General features: G+C 66.4%; 20 protein-coding genes. 9 read left to right on the top strand and 11 right to left on the bottom strand.

Going from position 1 to position 21594, the window contains the following annotated elements:
• Nucleotide 1: 1 nt before the first annotated feature.
• Nucleotides 2-1096 (bottom strand): efflux RND transporter periplasmic adaptor subunit, encoded by a 1095-nt coding sequence (locus FHS98_RS02545; protein WP_167099295.1) that lies wholly within the window; start codon nt 1094-1096, stop codon nt 2-4.
• 395 nt (nt 1097-1491) lie between these two features.
• A complete protein-coding gene (locus tag FHS98_RS02550) occupies nt 1492-1887 on the bottom strand; it encodes a hypothetical protein (protein WP_167099297.1) in 396 nt (131 codons plus the stop codon).
• A 432-nt stretch (nt 1888-2319) separates the two neighbouring features.
• On the opposite strand from FHS98_RS02550, the gene FHS98_RS02555 reads away from it, so the two are divergent.
• Nucleotides 2320-3168 (top strand): LysR family transcriptional regulator, encoded by an 849-nt coding sequence (locus FHS98_RS02555; RefSeq protein WP_167099300.1) that lies wholly within the window; start codon nt 2320-2322, stop codon nt 3166-3168.
• Between the two features lie 4 nt (nt 3169-3172).
• Here the strand turns inward: FHS98_RS02555 and FHS98_RS02560 are convergent, their stop codons facing one another.
• From FHS98_RS02560 to FHS98_RS02580, 5 genes are read right to left on the bottom strand one after another with little or no spacing between them, the layout of a single operon-like run.
• Nucleotides 3173-3865, bottom strand: a complete 693-nt coding sequence (locus FHS98_RS02560) for an ABC transporter ATP-binding protein (protein ID WP_167099303.1) — start codon at nt 3863-3865, stop codon at nt 3173-3175.
• A complete protein-coding gene (locus FHS98_RS02565) occupies nt 3862-4692 on the bottom strand; it encodes an ABC transporter permease (protein WP_167099305.1) in 831 nt (276 codons plus the stop codon). Before FHS98_RS02565 ends, FHS98_RS02560 begins: the two co-directional genes overlap by 4 nt.
• Complete coding sequence (locus tag FHS98_RS02570) at nt 4689-5780, bottom strand: ABC transporter substrate-binding protein (RefSeq protein WP_167099308.1); 1092 nt, start codon at nt 5778-5780, stop codon at nt 4689-4691. The genes FHS98_RS02565 and FHS98_RS02570 overlap by 4 nt, the downstream gene beginning before the upstream one ends.
• Entirely contained in the window at nt 5780-6748 is a 969-nt protein-coding gene (locus FHS98_RS02575; protein WP_167099311.1) for a TauD/TfdA dioxygenase family protein, read from the bottom strand. Before FHS98_RS02575 ends, FHS98_RS02570 begins: the two co-directional genes overlap by 1 nt.
• A 23-nt stretch (nt 6749-6771) precedes the next feature.
• Nucleotides 6772-7725, bottom strand: coding sequence for an aldo/keto reductase (locus tag FHS98_RS02580; RefSeq protein ID WP_167099314.1), 954 nt, complete (start codon nt 7723-7725; stop codon nt 6772-6774).
• A 221-nt stretch (nt 7726-7946) separates the two neighbouring features.
• On the opposite strand from FHS98_RS02580, the gene FHS98_RS02585 reads away from it, so the two are divergent.
• Nucleotides 7947-10196: a TonB-dependent receptor domain-containing protein gene (locus tag FHS98_RS02585; protein ID WP_167099317.1), complete on the top strand. Its 2250-nt coding sequence runs from the start codon at nt 7947-7949 to the stop codon at nt 10194-10196.
• 60 nt (nt 10197-10256) lie between these two features.
• Here FHS98_RS02585 and FHS98_RS02590 read toward each other — a convergent pair whose 3' ends face one another.
• Nucleotides 10257-11168 carry a DUF4861 family protein gene (locus FHS98_RS02590; RefSeq protein ID WP_243847811.1) on the bottom strand — a complete coding sequence of 304 codons (912 nt, stop codon included), beginning with the start codon at nt 11166-11168 and terminating at the stop codon, nt 10257-10259.
• A gap of 164 nt (nt 11169-11332) precedes the next feature.
• Here FHS98_RS02590 and FHS98_RS02595 point away from each other — a divergent pair, with 164 nt between their 5' ends.
• From FHS98_RS02595 to FHS98_RS02615, 5 genes are all read left to right on the top strand, one after another.
• The gene (locus FHS98_RS02595) at nt 11333-12058 is read left to right on the top strand and encodes a FadR/GntR family transcriptional regulator (protein WP_167099324.1); all 726 of its coding nucleotides are present in this window, start codon (nt 11333-11335) and stop codon (nt 12056-12058) included.
• Between the two features lie 211 nt (nt 12059-12269).
• Nucleotides 12270-13406, top strand: coding sequence for a glycoside hydrolase family 88/105 protein (locus FHS98_RS02600; RefSeq protein WP_167099327.1), 1137 nt, complete (start codon nt 12270-12272; stop codon nt 13404-13406).
• 19 nt (nt 13407-13425) lie between these two features.
• Nucleotides 13426-14259 (top strand): 5-dehydro-4-deoxy-D-glucuronate isomerase, encoded by an 834-nt coding sequence (gene kduI / locus FHS98_RS02605; RefSeq protein ID WP_167099330.1) that lies wholly within the window; start codon nt 13426-13428, stop codon nt 14257-14259.
• Nucleotides 14260-14401: 142 nt separating this feature from the next.
• Nucleotides 14402-16768: a TonB-dependent receptor gene (locus FHS98_RS02610; RefSeq protein WP_167099333.1), complete on the top strand. Its 2367-nt coding sequence runs from the start codon at nt 14402-14404 to the stop codon at nt 16766-16768.
• Between the two features lie 310 nt (nt 16769-17078).
• Nucleotides 17079-17264: a hypothetical protein gene (locus tag FHS98_RS02615; RefSeq protein WP_167099336.1), complete on the top strand. Its 186-nt coding sequence runs from the start codon at nt 17079-17081 to the stop codon at nt 17262-17264.
• Between the two features lie 42 nt (nt 17265-17306).
• On the opposite strand, the gene FHS98_RS02620 is transcribed toward FHS98_RS02615, so the two are convergent.
• Entirely contained in the window at nt 17307-17669 is a 363-nt protein-coding gene (locus FHS98_RS02620) for a winged helix-turn-helix transcriptional regulator (RefSeq protein WP_167099340.1), read from the bottom strand.
• 88 nt (nt 17670-17757) lie between these two features.
• Here FHS98_RS02620 and FHS98_RS02625 point away from each other — a divergent pair, with 88 nt between their 5' ends.
• Nucleotides 17758-18330 carry an FMN-dependent NADH-azoreductase gene (locus tag FHS98_RS02625; RefSeq protein WP_167099343.1) on the top strand — a complete coding sequence of 191 codons (573 nt, stop codon included), beginning with the start codon at nt 17758-17760 and terminating at the stop codon, nt 18328-18330.
• A gap of 53 nt (nt 18331-18383) precedes the next feature.
• Here the strand turns inward: FHS98_RS02625 and FHS98_RS02630 are convergent, their stop codons facing one another.
• Complete coding sequence (locus tag FHS98_RS02630) at nt 18384-18614, bottom strand: hypothetical protein (protein WP_167099346.1); 231 nt, start codon at nt 18612-18614, stop codon at nt 18384-18386.
• A 211-nt stretch (nt 18615-18825) separates the two neighbouring features.
• Between FHS98_RS02630 and FHS98_RS02635 the strand changes: the two genes are divergently transcribed.
• Nucleotides 18826-20946: a prolyl oligopeptidase family serine peptidase gene (locus FHS98_RS02635; RefSeq protein WP_167099349.1), complete on the top strand. Its 2121-nt coding sequence runs from the start codon at nt 18826-18828 to the stop codon at nt 20944-20946.
• Nucleotides 20947-20953: 7 nt separating this feature from the next.
• Here the strand turns inward: FHS98_RS02635 and FHS98_RS02640 are convergent, their stop codons facing one another.
• Nucleotides 20954-21550, bottom strand: coding sequence for a hypothetical protein (locus FHS98_RS02640; protein ID WP_167099352.1), 597 nt, complete (start codon nt 21548-21550; stop codon nt 20954-20956).
• Between the last annotated feature and the right edge of the window lie 44 nt (nt 21551-21594).

The raw sequence follows: 21594 nt of genomic DNA on the forward strand, positions 1-21594 counted from the left end.
CTCAGTGCTCCAGCTTGACCGCGACGGGCTTCACGCTGGAGCCGGGCGGCGCCTTGTCGGTGCCCTCGACGATCAGCCGGTCGCCTGCCTTGAGGCCAGCCGTCACCAGCCACATGCTGCCGATCGCGCGATCGGCGGTGACGGTGCGCTCCACGACCTTGTCGTCCGGGCCGACCACCAGAGCGGTCGCGTTGCCCTTGGCGTCGCGGGTGATGCCCTGCTGCGGCGCGAGAATGGCGTTGGGCACGACCCCCTGCGGCGCCTCCACGCGGACGAACATGCCGGGCAGCAGCAATCCGTCTGGATTGGGGAAGCGCGCGCGCAGCGTCACGGTGCCGGCGTCGGGATCGACCGTGACTTCGCTGAACTCGATCGTGCCGCTCTGCGGATAATCGGTGCCGTCATCCAGCTTGAGCCGCACCGCCGCCCGCGTCGGCAGGACGCTTCCCTTGGCGAGCGCGCGGCGGAGCTGGAGCAGTTGCGAGCTGGACTGGGTGATGTCCACATAGATGGGATCGAGCTGCTGGATCGAGGCCAGCGCCGTGGTCTGGTTGGCGGTCACCAGCGCGCCCGGCGTCACCGACGAACGGCTGATCCGCCCGGAAATCGGCGCGAGCACGCGGGTATATTCAAGGTTCACCCGCGCGGATTCGAGCGTCGCCTGATATTGGTGGACGTTCGCTCGCGCCTGCCGGGCGGCGGCCATGGTGTCGTCGATATCCTGCCGGCTGACCGCCTGGATATCGGTGAGCGTCTTGTAGCGATCCGCCTTGGCCTGCGCGGTGGCGAGCGTCGCCTGCGCATTTTCGAGCTGCGCCGCCGCCTCGTCGCGTGTCGCCTGATAGAGGCGCGGATCGATCTCGTAGAGCGGCTGGCCGGCGCGGACGAGCGAGCCCTCCTGGAACAGGCGGGCCTTGATGATGCCGTTCACCTGCGGGCGGACGTCCGACGCGGTGGTGGCGGCCGTGCGCCCGGTCAGTTCGTTGGAGACGGTGACGGGCTGCGTCGCGAGCGTCACCACGCCGACTTCGACCGGGCCTCGCTGCGGTGCGGACGCCTGCCTGGAGCAGCCCGCCAGGAGCAATCCCAGGGTCATGGCCCCGAATCCGACAAGGCCGGGGAGACGAAGCCCTTGTGGGCCGGATTTGATACGCACTCTGCTTACCCCGACGCGATCCCGTGTGTTGGCGAACTAAGGCACCTTCGCCGTCAGGGCAAGCCTTTACCGCAGCGCAACGTATCGCGCGTCGGCGTTGTGGGTTTTCCGTTATGGCAAGGGAAGGCGGCCCGGCGGCATTCGGCAGGCACCGCCATGTTGCACAGGGAGGCATCGGGTTTGACAGGGCAGCGAGGCTCGCGGCCCCGAGATGTCGCGCAATCGATCGGGAGCGGTCGGGCTTGGGAATTCCCCGGCGTTCCGGGCAAGGGGGGAGGGAACGCCGGGGTTCCGAGACGCGGCCAGGGGGGTATACCGCGTCGGAAGGGGAAAGCTCAGTCCTGTGTGCCGTGCCGGTCGACTTCCCTGTCGACCGAGAGGGCCGCCACCTTGTCGTCGACGAGGTGGAGCATCGTCTCCCAGCGGATATCGTCGACCGCCTCGTCGATGGTGGTGACATCGTTGTGGATACAGCGGATCGTCTGCGGATCGCGCCGGGCTGGCTTGCAGCGGGCGCCGGCCCGGTCGAGAACGGCCTGCGCCGTGGCGGCGGAGGTGCCGATGGGGATCGCCCGGGCGACGGCATCGCGCCCGGCCTGAAGGGCCTCGTCGCCGGTGTGGCGGAATTCGATATCCCGGAAGCTCGGCAACGCTTCACCTTCAGGCGTCGCGGCATAGGCGCCAGCGACACCGGCGAAGCTCAGGCACAGAATGGCGATGGTCCGAAGCATGTCGATACTCCTTCATCGGCCCCGACGATAGACATCGCGGAGATGCTGAAATTCCTTGGAAAAAATGCGCCGACGCACTTTCCGGCAAACCTGAAACTGTCGAGATGGTGGTGTCGGTTCGATATTTGAACGATACATGGCGGATATTCGATGATCGCCATATCGTTGCTGACGGGGGTGCGTTCTAGCTGATCTTTTCTTGTCTCGTTCTCTGTTGTGGCGCCTCGCTACGCCTGAAAATCTCGGCTGCACAGCGCAAAATCTTGCTTCTTTCGGACAAATTTTTTGCTGGAAAGGCCTCGCCCACGAGGGGCTGTGCCGAGGCTTCGTCTATCCCCGCCGATAGACGATCCACTTTGCCCGGATGAGCGGCTTTCTGTAATGAGTGCAGGAATTTTCATATCATTCTGTTTCAACGCATGGAGATTGCGCATGGATGTCGCGATGGCGCGCACCTTTCTGGAAGTCGTGAAGACGGGCAGCTTCGTCAACGCGGCGGCCAATCTGCATGTCACCCAGACGGCCGTCAGCGCTCGCATCCGGGTGCTTGAGGAGCAACTGGAGCGGCCCCTGTTCATCCGAAACAAGGCGGGCGCGCGGCTGACGCCGGCGGGCGAGCATTTCCTGCGCTTCGCCACCACCATCGTTCAGGCATGGGAACGCGGGCGCAGCGCCGTCGCCCTGCCGGCGGGCAAGGAGACGGTGGTGACGCTGGGCGCGGAACTCAGCCTCTGGAACCCGCTCCTGAAGCACTGGCTGCTCTGGATGCGGCGCGAATGCCCGGAAATCGCCGTGCAGACCCGCATCGCGGGCGCCGACGACCTCATGGACCGGGTGCAGGACGGGTCGCTCGACGTCGCGGTGCTCTATGCCGCGCCGCGTCGGCTGGGCGTGGTCGCGGAATTGCTGTTCGAGGAGAAGCTGGTGCTGGTCCGCACCACCCGGACGGGCCGGGAGCTGACCCCCGAGGATCATGTTCGGATCGATTGGGGCGATGAGTTCGCCGAGCGCTATCAGGCCGCTTTCCCCGAGCAGCAGAGCCCCGTGATGTCGATCAGCTATGGTCCGCTGGCGCTCGATTACATCCTTGTGGTGGGTGGCAGCGGCTATTTCCGCGAGGGTTTCGTGCGCCCCTGGCTGGAGGACGGATCGCTCGAGATCGTGCCGGGCAGCCCGGAATTTTCCTATTCGGCCTATGCCGTGCATTCGACCAAGGCGGACGAAGGCGTGATGGCGCGGATCAGGACGGGGTTGCGCGCCGCCGCCGCCCTGACCCTGTAGCCGATCAGCGCGCGCCGAGGCTGAGCGTGTCCAGCAGGCGTTCCCGGACGATGGGCGCCTGCTCCTTCCGATCGGACGAGCGAATGGCGATGTCGGCGCTCAGCCGTCCTGCGTCGAGCACCACGATGCGGTCCGCGAGGAGGATGGCCTCATCGATATCGTGGGTGACCAGCAGCACGGCCGGATCATGGGCCTCCGACAGGCGACGGAGGAGAGCGTGCATTTTCACGCGGGTGAGCGCGTCGAGCGCGCCGAAGGGCTCGTCCGCCAGCAGAAGCTCCGGCGCGCGGACCAGCGCGCGGGCGAGGGCGACGCGCTGCTGCTCGCCGCCGGACAATTCGTGCGGCCAGTCCAGCTCGCGGCCGGCGAGGCCCACCTCGGCCAGAGCGCGCTGCCCCTGTGCCCGCGCGTCCCTGCCGCTCAGGCCCAGCACGACATTGTCGAGCAGCCGCATCCACGGCAGCAGCCTGGCATCCTGGAAGACCACCGAGGTCCGCTCCGGCACCTCGATCTCGCCCGATCCCTCCGCCTCATGATCGAGCCCGGCGAGCGCGCGCAGCAGCGTCGACTTGCCCGAGCCGCTGCGGCCCAGCAGCGCGACGAACTCGCCGGGCGCCACGTCGAGATCGACGCCGTTGAGCACGCCCTTCAGCGTATAGCGGCGGGTGAGCCCGCGCACGCGAACCGCCGCGCTCATCGGCCGAGCGTCCGGCGCCAGCGCAGCGCGCGGCGTTCGAGAATCCGCACCGCGGCATCCGATCCGAAGCCAAGCAACGCGTACACGACCAGCCCCACCAGCATCACGTCGGTCTGCGCATAGTTGCGGGCGAGGGTGACCATATAACCGATCCCGCTGGTGGCATTGAGCTGCTCCACCACCACCAGCGCCAGCCACGCCCCGGTCGCGCCGAAGCGCAGGCCGGTCAGGAAGCCCGGCAGCGCACCCGGCAGCACGACATGGCGCAGGAACTGCCAGCGGCTGAGCCGCAGCGTCTCGGCCAGCTCGACATGGCGCAGATCGATGGCGCGCAAGGCCGTGTGCGTCTGGATATAGATGGGGAAGAAGACGGAGGTCGCGATCACCGCGACCTTCATCGTCTCGCCGATACCGAGCCACAGGACCATGAAGGGGATCAGCGCGAGGATCGGGATGCCGCGCTTCAACTGCACCAGCCCGTCGATCACATAGCCGCCGAGCAGCGTCAGCCCCGACACCAGCGCGAAGATCACGCCCGTCACGGAGCCGAGCAGCAGCCCCGCCGCCGCGCGCCCGGCGGAGACGGCGAGATGTTCCTGAAGCCGTCCCTCGCGGATGAGCTGGATGGCGGTCGTCACCGCCGTCCATGGCGCGGGGAGGATGTGCGGATCGAGGAAGCCCGTCACCGACAGCACCGCCCAGTAGAGCAGCAGCAGCGCCGGCCCGAGCAGCAGCCCGAAGCGGGCGGGGGCCTCCATGCTCAGCCGATGCGCGGCAGGTGGCGCGACGGCGGGGCGGGCGGGGAGGATGTCGGTCAGCGCATTCATCCGCGGTCTCCTTGTGCGCCGTCGGCGGCGATGGTCTGGAAGCGGAGATCGAACAGGCGCGCGGCGTCGAATGTCGGGCGGCCCGTCTGGGGCGCGAGGATGTCGATCGCCGCCTGCTGGAAGCGGGTCGCCTCGTGCCAGTCGCGCGGGATGGCGACGGGGCCGAGCGCGTTCACCTGTATGCGCGCGTCCCTGATGGGAAGGCCCCGAACCTTGGCGTAATAGCCTTCGGCCAGTTCCTCCGGGTGGGCGTTGGCCCAGGCCTGCGCGAGGCCCCAATAATGGATATAGACCCGCAGCGCCGCCGCCTTGCCGGGATCGGCCAGCACCGTTTCCGGCACATAGGCGACCACGCCATCGTCGCGGAACGACGGATGGGCGAGGAGACGCGCGCCGCGCTCCCCGAACTTGCTGACATAGCGCTCCGCCACGAGGCCCGCGCCGAGCGGTGCGGCGTCCACCTCGCTGCTGGCCAGCGCGTTGGCATAGACGTCCCCGCCGATGCTGGAGGGAAGCTCGACCAGCTTGACCTCCTTGGGGGAGATGCGGAGCGCGCGCAGCGTCTCCAGCACCACCTGCGCCTGCACCTGACTGGGGCTGAAGGCGATGCGCTTGCCTTTCAGGTCGGCCAGCGTGTGGATGCCTGAACGGGGCGCGATGCCGAACACCCATGCCGCTTGATGGCTCCGTTCCGCGAACTGGCGGAAGGCGACGATGCGGACGGGGATGCCCGACCAGTCGGCGTGGATCGGCGGCACGTTCGCGCCAAGGCCCACGTCCAGCGCGCCGGCATGGAAGGCCTCCGTCGTGTCCGGGCCGCCGGTGATCTCCGCCCACTGGATACGGAAGGGCAGCTTCTTATCCCACCCCTCATGCTGGAATATCCATTTACCGACGGGATCGCCCACCCGCAGAACGACGCCCGGCGGCACCTTGTCGGGGAGCGGAGCGTCGAGGGACAGCGCCCCGGCCTTTGCCTCAGCACCCCGCCAGGCGGGTGCGAAGGCGAAGAGCAGCGCGATCGATACCGCCACGAAGACAGCGAGCGGGATCGAGCCGCGCGGGAGCCGGGGCGCCGCCGCGGGCATCAGCCGAGCACGTTGAAGAGATCGCCCTCCAGCGGGCGCGAGGTGAAGCCGTCCGGCCCCTTGGGCAACTCGCCCGCCGTCGTGATGCGGCGCACGGCGCGCGGCAGCTCGAAATGGGCATAGTCGATCGGCCCGGCATGGGCGACGGCCTGATTGTCCCACACCACCAGAGACTTCGGCCGCCAGTGGAAGCGGACCTGATATTCCGGCCGCGTCACCTCGCCATAGAGCAGGTCGAGCAGCGCCTGGCTCTCGCGCTCCTTGAGGCCGACGATGTGGCTGGTCGTCCCCGGATTGAGGAAGAGCAGCTTCTCGCCCGTCTCGGGATGAACGCGGACCAGCGGGTGCAGGGACACGAACGGCCCGGTCGCGCGCCCGTCGCGGCGGGGCTTCCTCTCGCGGCCGAAATCATAGCCGCTGGTGCGGTGGACCGCCTGAAGCCCGTCGATCAGGTTCTGGATCTGCGGCGACAGCCCGCGATAGGCCTCGACCAGATTGGCGAAGAGCGTGTCGCCGCCATAAGGCGGAATCTCGACGCCGTAGAGGATCGAATAGGCGTTGGGATTGGCGACGAAGGTGATGTCGATGTGCCAGCCCTTGTAATCGCGCGGCGGCGTGCGGCCCGGCGGCAGCGTGTCGTTGTGCGTGCGGCGGACGCGATACTCGTCGATCGTGCGCTCCCATATCTCGGGATGATCCTCCAGCCCCTCGGCGATCGGATGCGCGGGCGTGAGCGGGCCGAAATTGCGGCCGAACGCCTTCAGCGCGTCGTTGGAGAGCTGCTGGTCGCGGAAGAAGATCACGCGGTACTGGCGGATCGCCTCGCGAATCTCGTTGAAGGTGCGCGGGTCGAGCGGCTGCGAGAGGTCGACATTGCCGATCTCCGCGCCGATCACCGGGGTCACCGGCTCGACCGTGATGCGCCGATAGTCGGCCCGCGGCCGCTCCAATATGTCGGTTGCGCTCATCTCATCCTCCTCTGCTGTGCGGGTCAGGCGTAGGCCCGGGCGGGCGGCACGAGCTTCATCTGCTCGGCCGGGTAACGGGCGCCGACGGTCGTGCCGCGCGGGAAGGCGGCCTCCAGATCGGCGATGGTCTCGCTGTCGAGGGCGATGCCGTTGGCCGCCCAATTGTCTTCGAGATGGCGGACGCGGCGCGTGCCGGGGATCGGCACCACGCCCTTGGAGAGCACCCAGGCGAGGCTCACCTGCGCGGGCGTCAGGCGGAGCCGCTCGGCGACATCCTCGATCACGCGGCGGCGGCGTGTGTTGGCGCGGACGGCCTCTTCCTGAAAGCGCGGATGGAGGTTGCGCCGATCGTCCGCCTCGGTGGGCGCGCCACCCGCCAGAAAGCCGCGCCCGAGCGGCGCATAGGCGACGAAGGCGACGCCGAGTTCGCGGGCGGTCGGCAGGATTTCGTACTCCACCTCGCGCGTCCACAGCGAATATTCGCTCTGGAGCGCGGTGATCGGCGTGGTGTCATGGGCGCGGCGGAGCTGCTCGGCGCTCGCCTCGGAGATGCCGACGCCGCCGATCTTGCCCTCGTCGCGCAGCCGCCCGAGCTGGCCGATCGACTCCTCGACCGGGATCGCCGGATCGATGCGGTGCAGATAATAAAGATCGATATGATCGACGCCGAGCCGCTTCAGGCTCGCCTCGACCGCGTCGCGCGCGGTGACGGACGGCGTGTCGCTGCCATGCCCCCGATGGGTGAACTTGCTCGCGATCAGCAGCCGGTCGCGGTTTTCCCGGATGGCGCGGCCGAGCAGTTCCTCATTATGGCCAAGGCCATAACCGGTCGCCGTATCGAAGAAGACGATGCCGAGATCGATCGCGCGATGCAGCGTGGTGAGCGACTCCGCGTCATCCGCATGGCCATAGCTGTGCGAGAGCCCCATCGCGCCGAAACCCTGCGCGCCGACCTCCCTTGAACCGATCCGGGCCATCCCTGCCTCCTTGCTTCACTCCACCGGCCTGCTCCGGTCCGATCCATGAGAACCGGATCGCGGCCCTCGATCGACACACAAAAATTTGTCCACGGGAGAGAATCTCTAGTTCACTAGTAGGAAACTAGTAAATTAAGCCATGACGCCCGACGAAAGGGAAGGGCAGATTCATGGGGACGCATTTCCGAGGTGGCGCATCGGCCATTGCCATCGCTCTGGCTGTGGCGACGCCGGGCCGGGCGGATACGGGAACGACGGACGGGGCGACGGCCGCAGCGGCCGCCGAAGGCGGGGAGGTGGTCGTCACCGCACGCCACCAGACCGAGAAGGCGCAGGACGTGCCGGTGGCGCTCTCTGTCGTATCCGGCCAGCGGCTGGAGAAGACCGGCGCCTATACGCTTGCGGACCTGCAACAGCAGGTGCCGAGCTTCACCGCCTACAACGCCAACCCGCGCAATGCCTCGGTCGCGATCCGTGGCATCGGCGTGTCGAGCGCGTCGGACGGGCTGGACAGTTCGGTCGGCGTCTATGTCGACAATGTCTATCTGGGCCGGCCCGGCATGGCGCTGGAGGATCTGATCGACGTCGAGCGCGTCGAGGTGCTGCGCGGGCCGCAGGGCACGCTGTTCGGGCGCAACAGCTCGGCGGGCGTGCTCAACATCACGACGCGCGGGCCGAGCTTCCAATGGGGGCTGACGGGTGAGGTTTCCGGCGGCAATTACGGCTATAACCAGCAGCGGCTGAGCGTCACCGGGCCGCTGATCGACGGGCTGCTGGCGTTTCGCATCACCGGCTTCAACACCCACCGCAACGGCGTGTTGAACAACGATACCACCGGCAAGGACGCCAACAGCGTCGGCCGGCGCGGCGGACGCGTGCAGTTGCTGGCGACGCCGAGCGACAGGCTCACCATCCGCGCCATCGCCGATTATTCGAAGGAGTCGGACACCTGCTGCGTCAGCGTGACGAAGCAGGTGCTGCCCGCCAGCATCGGCGCCTCGACGGCACGGACGCTACAGGCGCTGGCGGCGCTCGGCTATGTGCCGGCGGCGAACACGCACCACACGCTCAACAACGCCCCCCAGCGGATGCGGACGAACCAGTGGGGCGCCTCGCTTCAGGCGGATTGGGATCTGGGCTTCGCGACCGCCAGCTCGATCACCGCCTACCGCTACTGGCACTTCAACCCGCTCCAGGATTCGGACGGCACGCCGCTCGACATCATCCAGGTGAACGTCGCCAAGACGCGCGATCGGCAGGTGTCGCAGGAACTGCGCCTCGCCTCCGCGCCCGGCGGGCGGTTGAGCTGGCAGCTTGGCGCCTTCTATTTCCACCAGCGGTTGAAGGACCATTATATCCTCAACCAGTTCGGCACCGATGCGTCGGCCTTCTACACCACCTTCGCGCGCCTCGCGAACCCGAACGCGGCGGCGATCAGCGTCGCGCCCGGATCGCAATATATCGACGACGTCGACACCAGCGTGGACAGCATCGCCGCCTTCGGTCAGGCGAACTACAAGATCACCGACACCGTCACGCTGACCGGCGGCGTCCGGTATACTCATGACAGGCGCGACGGCCTGTCCGACACGTCGACGCGGGGCACGCCCTATGCGGCGACGTCGATCCCCTTCCATTATGATGTGTCGGTGAAGGGGAATAACGTCTCATGGCTCGGCAGCCTGTCCTGGAAGCCGACCGAAGGGCTGCTCGCTTATGCCTCGGCGTCGACCGGCTACAAGGGGGCGGGGCTCAACCTCAACTCTTCCGTGTCGACGGGCACTCCGCTCGTGCTCAAGCCGGAGAAGGTCCACAATTACGAGATCGGCTTGAAGCAGCAGCTCTTCGACAAGCGGCTGACACTCGATCTCAGCGCCTATTGGACGATCCTGAACGGCTTGCAGGCGAACATCTATCCGCTGAACGGCGCGAAGTCCTATCTCGCCAATGTCGGCAAGGTGCGTGCGCGCGGCATCGAGGCGGATGCGAGCTGGGACGTGACGCGCGAACTGATGCTTACCGTCAACGGCGCGTTCAACGACGCGCGCTACACCGCTTATCACAACGCGCCCTGCCCTGTGGGCGTCAGCGGGAGTTGCGACCTGACCGGCTCCCGCGTCTATCAGTCGCCCAAATGGACGGCCAACGCGATCGCCGAATATCGCTTCGACGCGGGCCATGGGATCGCGCCCTATGCGATCGCGCGCTATGCCTATCGCTCGAACATGTACGGCACGGTGGACGACGGGCCTTACGGCCGCATTCCCGGATACGGCCTCGCCAGCTTCCGGGTGGGCGCGACCTTCGGCGATGGCCGTTACGACGCCTCGGCCTGGATCGATAATGCCTTCGACAAGACCTATTACCAGGGCCTCGGCGCCAGCTCGATCGTCGGTGGCGGCACCTTTGCCTATGGAGGGCAGCTCGGCACGCCGCGCACGGCAGGCGTGACGTTCAGGGTGGTGCTGTAGGGATGTCCGCCCGTGCGCCTCTCGCACGAGCGGAGGCGCACGGGCTCTTCCAGCATGCCGTCAGTCGTGCGTCGGATCGAAATCCGGCTTCTGCGCGGCGACATAGGCGTCCCACTGGGCCTCGGTGCGGAAGTCGAGGCCTTTGTCCCACGCGGCGCCCATATAATAGACGAAGGGCTTGCCCGGCTCGATCCGCAGCAGCACCAGATAATTGTCCGCATCCTCGCGCACGTCGGCGATGGCCTTGGGATCGACCATCAGCGCCACCGCCATCGCGCCCTTCACCGGGTCTTCCGGCCCCCACCAGGAAAGCGTGCCCCGCGCCCGGTCGACATGGAGCGTGCCATTCGCCCCGGACGTGGGATGCTTTCCGATCCCGATGCCGACCAGCATCGCATCCGGCTTGTCGGAGCCGATGGTCGATACCATCCGCGTGAAATTGGTGCCGAGCGGCAGGCTGAAGCGGCGCGTCTCCCAGACCTTGCGATCCACGTCGACCGGCCAGGGCGCATAGCGCACCTCGAAACGGGCGACGTCGGGGCCGTTCTGGATGATCTTGTAGCTGCGATAGTTGCGCGACACCCAGAGCTTGTTGTCCTGCCAGATGCCGAGCCCGCCCGCGCCGCGGAAGGTGTTGACGTTGTAGAAATCCAGCCCTTCGCCATGATAGCCATGCTGATCGCCGGTGCGGAGCTGCCGATCCATGAAGGGCCAGCGGACATTCTTGCCCCATGCATCGATGCCGGACGAGGAGGGCGGCTCGGCCGCCTCCAGCGCCTGACCATAGATGCGATGCGCCGTGCGATCATTTTCCCAGAGGATGTCGTCGTACCGGTAATGCGCGAACATCACGGTGGCGCGCGGCTGGCGATCGGCGCCTGAGGGAGGGGCGAGCGGGCCATGGACCGGCGGCATCTTCACCGGCGCTTCGGCCATCGACCAGCCCGCCACCGCCATGGGCAGCATCGCCATGGCGCCGACCCAGGGCCAAGCCCGCCTTATGATCCTCTTCATGCCAGCCCTCTCTGCCTCATGCGTTTTAAGAAGGAGGCTAGCAGGGGCTTTGTTGTATGACAACTGGAGAGATGTCATACAAAATTGCTGGAATGGCGCGATGGGAATGGTAATATTCCGGCATGAGCACAACCAAGGCCGCCTCTCTGGCCGACGAACTTGTCCGCCAGCTTGAACGCAGGATCGATTCCGGTGAACTGCCTCCGGGGTCTCGTTTTCCGACGGAGAAGGCGATCACGGATTCGGCGGGGGTAAGCCGCACCGTCGTGCGCGAGGCGTTCGCGCGGCTGGCCGCGAAGGGCCTGCTGGAATCGCGGCGCGGTTCCGGCGCCTATGTGTCCGAAGGTGCGCGGTATCGCGCCTTCCAGGTCACGCCCGACGAGATGCGGGAGGTCGAGGACGTCATCAAGCTGCTCGAGATGCGCATGGCGCTGGAGACGGAGATGGCGGGCCTCGCGGCGCAGCGGCGGACGGATGAGGACATCGCCGGGATGCGCGAATGCCTCGATCGCATGGCGGCCGCGGCGGACATGGACGTGTCGGTGGAGGCCGACGCCGCCTTCCACGCCATGATCGCGCGGGCCACGCGGAACGATTATTATTCGCGGTTCATGGATTTTCTCGGCCTCCGCCTCGTGCCGCGCCGGGCGGTCTATCTGCGCGATCATCCCGAAGTGTCCCATGACGTCTATGCCCGCTCGATCCAGCGCGACCATGAGGCGATCTTCGCGGCGATCGTCGCCGGCGATCCCGCCCAGTCCCGCCGCGCGGCGCGGCGCCACATGCAGAAGAGCCTGGAGCGGCATCGCCAGATGCAAGCCGGGCTCGGCGATCCCACCGGCACCTGATCGTCGCAAAGTTATCATACAACTTCTTGCGCTGAGGTCGGACGACCGATACAACGGACCCGGAGAGAGACCGGTCGCGGCATGACAATGCCGAACGGCCGCCTTCGAAAGGGGAGCCGATGCCGGGGATACGGGACGATGCAGCATCGGGCTGCGCACCGATCTTCGCGGTGAGGGGTTCCTGCGGACTTTCCTCTGCGGAGTATCGTGCATGACATTGCGTTTCCCCGCCTCGTTGCTGGCGCTGGCTCTCCTTGCGGGAGGCGCGCAGGCCGTGCCGGCGCCGGCTTCGCCGCTGGCGGCGGCGGAGCGGCTGGCCGACTGGCAACTCGCGCATCGGAACGACGCCAGCCTCGTCTCGCGCTTCAGCGACGAGACGCGGCGCGCCAATTCCTGGGAGCAGGCGACCTTCTGGATCGGCATGACGGCGCTGGCCGACCATCTCCCGGCCGATCGCCACATAGCCGAGGCGGTGATGGCGATGGGGCGCGGCGAGGGCTGGAAGCCGGGCAAACGGCCCTATCATGCCGACGATCAGGCGATCGGGCAGGCCTATCTCTGGGCGGCGCGCCATGGCGCGGGAGCGCCTGCGACCGTGCCGTTCCGGGCGAAGCTGGACGCTATCCTCGCCAGCCCGCCGAGAGTCGGTCTGGCCTTCTATGCGGCGCCCTCGGGCATCGAATGCGAGACGCGCTGGTGCTGGGCCGATGCCCTGTTCATGGCGCCGCCGGGCTGGATCGCGCTGTCGCAGCAGACGGGCGACCCTCGTTACCGCCGCTATGCGCTCGCCGAATATCGGCGGACGGTGGAGTTCCTCTACGATCCGGCCGAGCATCTCCTCTATCGCGACAGTCGCTTCTTCGAACGCCGCGATGCGGCCGGTCGCAAGGAGTTCTGGAGCCGCGGCAATGGCTGGGTGTTCGCGAGCCTCGCCCGCATCATCCCGATGCTGCCGGCGGGTGATCCCGATCGCGTGTGGATGGAGCGCCTCTTCCGCGAGATGGCGGCGCGGCTGGTGGGCCTCCAGAAACCGGACGGCTATTGGGCGCCGTCGCTCCTCGCGTCGGAAGGCTCGCCGCCGGAGACGAGCGGCACCGGCTTCTTCACCTACGGGCTGGCCTGGGGCGTCAAGGCGGGCCTGCTCGACCGCGCCACCTATGAGCCGGCCGCGCGGCGAGGCTGGGCGGCGCTGGAGCGGGCGATTCAGCCGGACGGGCGGCTCGGCTATGTCCAGCAGGTCAGCGACCGGCCCGAGCAGGTCGCCCCCACCGACACGCAATATTACGGCACGGGTGCCTTCCTGCTCGCCGCCGCCGCCATCGCCGACCTTGCGCCCGCGCGGCGCTGACCCGCTTTCGGAAGATCCGATGTACGCGAAGACCTATTACGCCACGCACCCGGCCATGATGGCGCACGCCTCGAACGAGGATCTGCGGGACCGGCATCTGGTCTCCGGGCTGTTCCGGGCGGGCGAGATCGTGCTCACCTATTCGCATGGGGAGCGCTTCGTCATCGGCGGCGCGGTGCCGGGTGCTCTGCCGCTGGCGCTTCCCGCGCAGGACGAGCCGCCCTCCGCCGCCGGCCATCCGCTGCTCGAACGGCGCGAACTGGGTGTCGTGAATATCGGCGATCCGGGGCTGGTGACGGTCGATGGGGAGGCCATCGCGCTCGATCGCTACGAAGCGCTCTATGTGCCGATGGGATCGCGGGAGGTGCTGTTCGCCGGGGAGGGCGCGCGCTTCTATCTGCTGAGCGTGCCGGCGCATCGGGCTTGCCCGTTGCGCAAGCTCACATTGGCGGGCGCCCGGCCGCTGGAACTGGGTGGGCTGGAAACGTCCAACGACCGCACCGTCTATCAGCTCATCCTGCCGGGCTTGTGCGACAGCGCCTCGCTCTGCCTCGGGCTGACCATCCTGAAGCCGGGCAGCGTGTGGAACACGATGCCGCCGCATGTCCACGCGCGCCGATCCGAAATCTATCTCTATTTCGATCTGCCGGAGGACGGCCGCGTCTTCCATTACATGGGCGAACCCGACGCGTTGCGGCACATCGTGATGGCGAATGAGGAGGCGGTGATCTCGCCGCCCTGGTCCGTGCATATGGGGGCGGGGACATCCGCCTATGCCTTCATCTGGGCGATGGCGGGCGAGAATCTCGATTATACGGACATGGCGGTCTGCGACATCTGCCAGCTCCGGTGAAGCGGCGATCCGTCCGCCATTGGAAAAGTTGTCACACAACTAGTTGTCATACACATCTCATCCTGCTACTCGGGAATGACAGGGTTGTCGTGAGGCGGATGCCTCGCGGTCGAAAAGAAAATACGATCCAACGGAGATGAGGATGTCGAAGGGGAATATCCGCCTGCGCACGGCCGTGAGCGTCGCCGCGCTGCTCGTTGCCGCGCCGGCCTGGGCACAGGCTGCCGACGTATCGGGTCCGCAGCAGACCGCCGATGCGCAGGGCGCGGGCAAAGGCGTCGCCGATATCGTCGTGACCGCGACCCGCCGTTCCGAGCGGCTTCAGGACGTGCCCGTCTCCGTCACCGCCGTGACCAAGGATGTGCTGGAACGACAGAATGTCCGCGACATCAACGATCTGACCAAGATCGTCCCCGGCCTCACCATCACCTATGGCTCGCAGCCGGGCAATTTCAGCATCAACATGCGCGGCATCGGCACGCTGTCGAACGGCATCGCGGTGGAATCCGATGTCGCGGTCGTGATCGACGACGTGCCGGTGGGCTTTCAGGCCGCCGCCTTCAAGGATCTGATCGATGTCGAGCGGATCGAGGCGCTGAAGGGGCCGCAGAGCACGTTGTTCGGCAAGAGCGCCATCGCGGGCGTGCTCAACATCACCACGCAAGCGCCGACCGATCGCTGGACCGGCCACGCCACCGGCCTTGTGACCGGCGATCATGAGTGGCGTCTGGGCGGCACCATCTCCGGCCCGATCACCGATACGCTGAAGGTCCGCCTCACCGCAGCGCGCAACGATTTCGACGGCAATGTGAAGAATCTCACCACCGGCGATCGGCTCAACGGCAGCAAGGGCTTCACGCTGACCGGCAAGCTTCAGTGGCAGCCGACCGACCAGATCAGCGTCTCGCTCCAGCCGCGCTTCAACCATACCGATGCGACCTGCTGCGTCAGCCCGATCAACTCGCTGTCGCCGGGGCTCTTCTATCAGGGCATCACCCAACTGCCGGAATCGACCGTGCTCGCCGGCATTCCGGTCAACGATCCGGCCAATGTGAAGGTGCGCAACGACGAGCGCGCGGGCGGCGACTCCCGCACCTATGGCGCGACCGTACACGCCAGCTACACCTTCGACGACAACCAGATCCTGCCCGGCGCGACGCTCACCTATATCGGCTCGTTCGACCGTTATCGCCTGCACGATTATCAGGACATCGACGGCACCGACGTGCCCTTCCTGCTCTATTTCCCGGTGGCGGCGCCGTCGGGCATCGACAGCGGCGCGCGCATTCACGGCAGCTTCCATGCGCGCTCGGTCACGCAGGAGGCGCGGCTCACTTCGCCCGGCGGGCAGCGGCTGCGCTACACCTTCGGCCTCTGGTATGCGCGCAATTCACTGGATCGCTATCTGGATCGCGGGCCGGTGCTTCAGTTCATCAAGTATCTCGCGACCAGCCATAACGAGAATTACTCCTTCTACTCCGATCTCGCTTACGATCTGACGCAGAAGATTTCGCTGATCGGCGGCTTCCGCCTCAACCGTCAGCATATCGATTATGGGTTCGACAATTATACCGCGGCCACGCCCTTCCATCTGGCGGGCGCCGATTCCGACAATGCGGTCACCGGCAAGGTCGGCGCCGAATATCACTTCACCCGCGACAACATGGTCTATGCGACCTTCTCGACCGGCTATAAGGGGCAGGCCTATGATCTGGTCAGCACCTTCAACGCGGCCGAAGCGGCGGCGGGGCCGGTGAGGCCCGAGACGGCGAAGAATTACGAGATCGGCTTCAAGAACAGCCTGTTCGATCATCGCCTGCTGTTCAACACCACCTTCTTCTGGACGGATTACAAGGGCTTCCAGACATCGGTGCAATCCTTCCTGCCGGACGGCACCTATCTCACCTTCCTCAATTCGATCGGCAAGCTGCGCACGCGCGGCGTCGAGGTGGACATGATCGCCCGGCCGACCAACCGGCTGAAGTTCAATGCCTCGGGTGCCTATGACGATGCCAAGGTCATCGATTTCCCCTTCGGCCCCTGCTTCGGCGGGCAGACGGCGGCGCAGGGCTGCGTGCCCGATCCGCGCGTGACGGTGAACCCCGGCAAGGTCCAGAACCTCGATGGCAAGCGCCTGAACAACGCGCCCAAGTTCAAGTTCAATGTCGGCGGCGAATATGATTTCCCGATCGGCGGATCGCCGCTGGGCGGCTTCGTCACCTTCGATTATCGCTGGCAGAGCAGGATCAACTTCTCGCTGAACCAGGATCCGGTCACGGTCGAGAAGTCTTACGGCGTGTTTGATGCCACGGTCGGTGCCAGTGCGGGTGACGGGCGCTACAAGCTCACCGTCTTCGTCAACAACCTGTTCGACAAGCATTATGCCGTCGGTCTCGGCAACACCACCTCCGGCTTCAGCGCGCCGGGCGTGACGGCGTTTGGCACCAACTGGCAGCCGGCGCGCGACTCCTTCCGCTATGCGGGCGTCCGTTTCGACGTCGGCTTCTGATGGCTCCCTCCGGGGCGGGGTTGTTCCGACCCCGCCTCTGGCCCTGCCACCCGACGGCCCAGCCGCCGGGTGGCTTTTTGGGATCCCCGTATCCTGCGCGAGTGGTGTTGGAACCGGGAAGAGAATTTCAGGTGAGTAAAGCCTTGTTCGAATGCATGTGAAAAGCAGGTCATGCCGCTCTTTCAGGATATTTCGTCGCGATAAGGACGCATGGAACGGCACCCTGCAACGAGAGTGGCGGGAGTCCGATCCCGGTTGAACCTGCGTGCGTGGCTCAATTCATCGCGTTTTTCGAAACAAATCCCGTGCGATGCTGTTTGATGAACATGGATTCGTGAACAGGACGGGTCCGCATAGAACAGGGGAGAGGGCAATGGTCAGGAAATCCACGCGCCTTCCTGCGCGCCATTTTGACATGAAGGATCTGGCCGCGGTCATGGCGGTATCGATCGGATTGTGGATCATCATCATCCGGGCAATCCTTTCGCTGCACTGAGCGAGCGCCGCCGGACGTGAAGACTGGGCGGGTTGCGATCGCCTAGAGATCGTAGCTTGCCCTGTTCGCCTCGATCTCCGCGAGATGCTCGCGCGCCCATTCGCCAAGGTGCAGGACGGGCTCAGCGAGGGACATTCCCAAGGGCGTCAACGCATATTCGACTTGCGGCGGCACCGTCGGATGGACGGTGCGCATCACCATGCCGTCGCGTTCGAGCGCTTTCAGCGTGCGGGTCAGCATCTGCTGGGAGATGCCGCCGACGGCGCGTTTGATCTCGTTGAAGCGCCGGGAATGCTCGCGCAGCGTCATCACCACCAGCACGGTCCACTTGTCGCCGACGCGCGCGAGGATGCCGCTGATCTTCCGGCAATCGCCATGCTCGACGAGAGGGGTAGGCATATCCATGTGACCTGGTTCCGAAAATATGCGTTCTTGGCGACCTTGCCATGGTCACATAGCTGCTCCTGGTCACAAATCCAGACCGGAGCCGACCATGCAGTTGCTTCACATCGATTCCAGCATCCAGGGCGATCTTTCCGCCAGCCGTGCGATCACGGCCAGCGTCGTCGATCATATTCGCGCGGGGAAACCCGAGCTCGCGGTCGTGCGCCGCGATCTGGTGGCCGAGCCGCTGCCCCATCTCACGCTCGATGCGATGGGCGGCGGGGATGTGCTGGAGGAGTTCCTTGCCTCGCAGATCGTCGTGATCGGAGCGGGCATGTATAATTTCACCATCCCGAGCCAGTTGAAGGCCTGGATCGATCGTATCCTGGTGGCGGGCAAGACCTTCCGCTACGGCGCCGAGGGACCGGAAGGCCTTGCGGGCGACAAGCGGGTCATCGTCGTGCTCGCGCGCGGCGGGGCTTATGGCGAAGGCGCGCCGGCGGCGGCGCTCGAACATGCCGAAACCTATCTGAAGGGCGTTCTCGCCTTCATCGGGATCAAGGCGCCGGAGTTCGTCGTCGCGGAAGGCCTGGCGTTCGGCGACGAAGCGCGCCATGCGGCGATATCGGGCGCGACCGATCGGGCGCGGCTTGCCGCATCGGATCTCTTGCAGGCGGCCTGAAGGCGCGGAGGCGCCGGAGCCGGGTGTCCCGGCGCCTTCAATCGGGATCGCCGTCAGCTCTCGAAATGGAAGGCGGTGAAAAGGATGGCGATGGCCGCCCCGAAGGCCATGAGCATCGTGCCCGCAAGCCTCAACCCATAGGTGAGGGAATCCTCCTCCGACGAATCCGCGAGCGGCGGGCGCTGCAATATCCGGCGGGCCAGATCCTGACGGAACGTCATGACGAACCCGGCACCCACCAGCAGCACCGCGAGGCCGTCGATCCAGATGAACAGATAGGCCACGATGATCTTCCCTTTGAGCCCCCATCCGACGGGCGAATGATCGCGGCGCCCCGAATGCCCGGACGACTATGGCGCCGCCCGCGGGCCGAGGCGAGCCATATGTTGGTGCCGATGCCGCCCTCCCTCTGCTGTTCTGTACCGGACCGCTTCCGTTTCGGTGTCCGGTGCGGCTATGACAGCTCCGTTCGGGGGGACGGGGCAGGAGCAGTTTATGGGTGGCATGACGCGGCTGGGATGGGCGTTCGGCGTGGCTTCGGCCGTGATGATGGCCGCGATGGGGCAGGCGGCGGAGCCCGCCGATCCGCATCTCGATCTCGAACAGATCGACGGCGCCCATGCCATGGCGACGGTGAAGGCCTGGAACGCCCGCACGCTCGCCAAACTGGAGAAGCAGCCGCATTTCGCCGAATATCGTTCGCGCGCGCTGGCGTTGCTGTCCGATCGCCAGAGGATCGCGACACCCGATCAGGTTCTGGGCGATACGGTCCTCAACTTCTGGCAGGATGACGAGCATCCGCGCGGGCTGTGGCGCGCCTCGCCGCTGGCGGACTTCACCAGCGGAAAGCCGAGCTGGCGCACGCTTATCGACGTCGCCGCGCTCGGCAAGGCCGAGGGCCATAAATGGGTGTTCAAGGGCGCGACCTGCCTCTCGCCGGCTTATGTGCGCTGCATGGTCGCGCTGTCCGACGGGGGCGGGGACAGCGTCGTCGAGCGCGAATTCGACATGACGCGGGGCGCCTTCATTCCCGGCGGATTCAGCTTGCCCGATGCCAAGATGAGCGTGTCCTGGGCCGGTCCCGACGCGCTCTATGTCGCTACCGACTTCGGCCCCGGCAGCATGACCGATTCCGGCTATGCCCGCATCGTCAAGCTGTGGAAGCGGGGCACGCCGCTCTCCGCCGCGACGATGCTCAGCGAAGGCATGACATCGGACGTGTCGGTCAGCACCGACGTGATGGTCGACGGGGGCCGCACCTGGCCGATCCTGGTGCGCGGCGTCGATTTCTACCACCGCAAGGTCAGCCATATCGCGCCTGACGGCCGGCTGGTGCCGACCCCGCTGCCGGACGATGCGGAAATCGCCGACGTCATCGACGGCCGCGTGGTGGCAACGCTGAAGAGCGCGTGGCAGGGGCATCCGGCGGGCGCCGTGGTGGCCTATTCGATCCCGGATCTGCTGGCGGGCCGGACACCGGCGATCGAAAGCGTGTTCGTGCCGAACGCCCATCAGGCCGTCGAGACGGTCGCGGCCAGCAAATCCGTTCTGTGGGTCAAGCTTCTGGACGACGTGTCCGGCCGGCTGCTGGCGCTGAAGCGTGGCGAGGACGGCCGCTGGACGGGACAGGCGACCGCCCTCCCGGACAAGTCCACCATCCATCTCGATGCGACGGCCTCGACCGCCGACAGGGCCTTCGTCACCGTGGAGGGGATGCTTACGCCGCCGACATTGTTCAGCGTCGCTCCCGATCGGGCACCCGTCGCCGTGCAGTCGCTGCCGGCCCGCTTCGATGCCTCGAACATGGCGGTCGAGCAGCATTTCGCGACGTCGAAGGATGGCACGAAGGTTCCCTACTTCCTCGTCCGCCGGAAGGACGCGAAGGGGCCGGTGCCGGCCTATATCCATGCCTATGGCGGCTTCGAGCTGGCCCAGACGCCCAGCTATCTCGTCAACGAGCCTTATCGCTCGGGTCCGGCGGCGCTCTATTGGGTGGAGGAGGGCAATGCCTATGTCCTCGCCAATATCCGGGGCGGCGGCGAATATGGGCCGGGCTGGCACGACGCGGCGCTGCGTGAGAAGCGGCAGAACGCCTATGACGATCTCTACGCCGTCGCCGAGGATCTGGTGAAGGACGGGGTCACGCGGAAGGGGCGGATCGCGGTTTCGGGGCGCTCCAATGGCGGGCTGATGGCGTCGGTGGCGATCACCCAGCGGCCGGACCTGTTCGGCGCGGCGGTGATCGGATCGCCGCTCACCGACATGAAGCGCTTCTCGCACCTGCTCGCAGGTGCGTCATGGATGGGCGAATATGGCAATCCCGACGTGCCCGCCGACTGGGCGTTCATCCAGAAATATTCGCCTTATCAGAACCTCAAGCCGGGCGTGAAATATCCCACGCCCTTCATCTACACCTCCACCCGTGACGATCGCGTCCACCCCGGCCATGCCCGCAAGTTCGCGGCGCGACTGGAGGATTTCCACGATCCCTTCTTCTATTTCGAGGCGATCGAGGGCGGCCATGCGGCCGGCGTCGAGCCGCAGGAGGACGCGCTGCGCGCCGCGCTGGTCACGGTCTATCTCAACCTCGAATTGCCGCATTCCGCGGCACGGTGAGGGTCGATCAACCCTGAGGCCGGCCGATCCCGTCGCTCTGTCGCCGGAATGTCAGAGCGACGATCTCGGGATTGTCTTCCCATCGCTCGCCGGCGGTGCCGTGGGTCTTCCGCCAGGAGGAACGAACCGCACCGACCGGCGAAAGATCGGGAAGGCCGGGTTCGCCCGGCCACAGCCAGAACGGGCCGCCCCGCAAGGGAAAGGCGAGAGGCCCTTCCCGGACGGCTTCCGCTCTCGTCATGTCGTGCAGGCGGCAAATCTGCACGTCCTCGACGATCAATAGCGATCGGCAGGCCCATCGCGGCATGAGGCTGGCCGGAGTCCATGTCGCCCGCCAGTAGAGCTTGTCGGTCTCGACCTCATATCCCTGCGCATCCCGGAAGCGGAGTTGCCCGTCCCTGAACAGGACATAGGCGGCCGCTGACGGACGGGCCCAGTCTCCCCTGGTGCCGGTGGCCGGGGCGAAACTTTCCCGCACCCACAGGCGATCGCCCGGCCGGCAATGGGCCAAGGGTGAGGAGGCCAGCCGGCATGTCCGCGTCTTGCGGCCGGCGAGCAGCGCCCGGATCATCGGTGGAGAGAAATTGATCGGCCGATCGGTCATGGGTTTCGCGCGTATCGGCAGGATGGCTTTCCGGGCAAGGGCTT

Origin of the sequence: Sphingomonas oligoaromativorans (genome assembly GCF_011762195.1) — a bacterium.
GTDB classification, from domain to species: Bacteria; Pseudomonadota; Alphaproteobacteria; order Sphingomonadales; family Sphingomonadaceae; genus Solisphingomonas; species Solisphingomonas oligoaromativorans.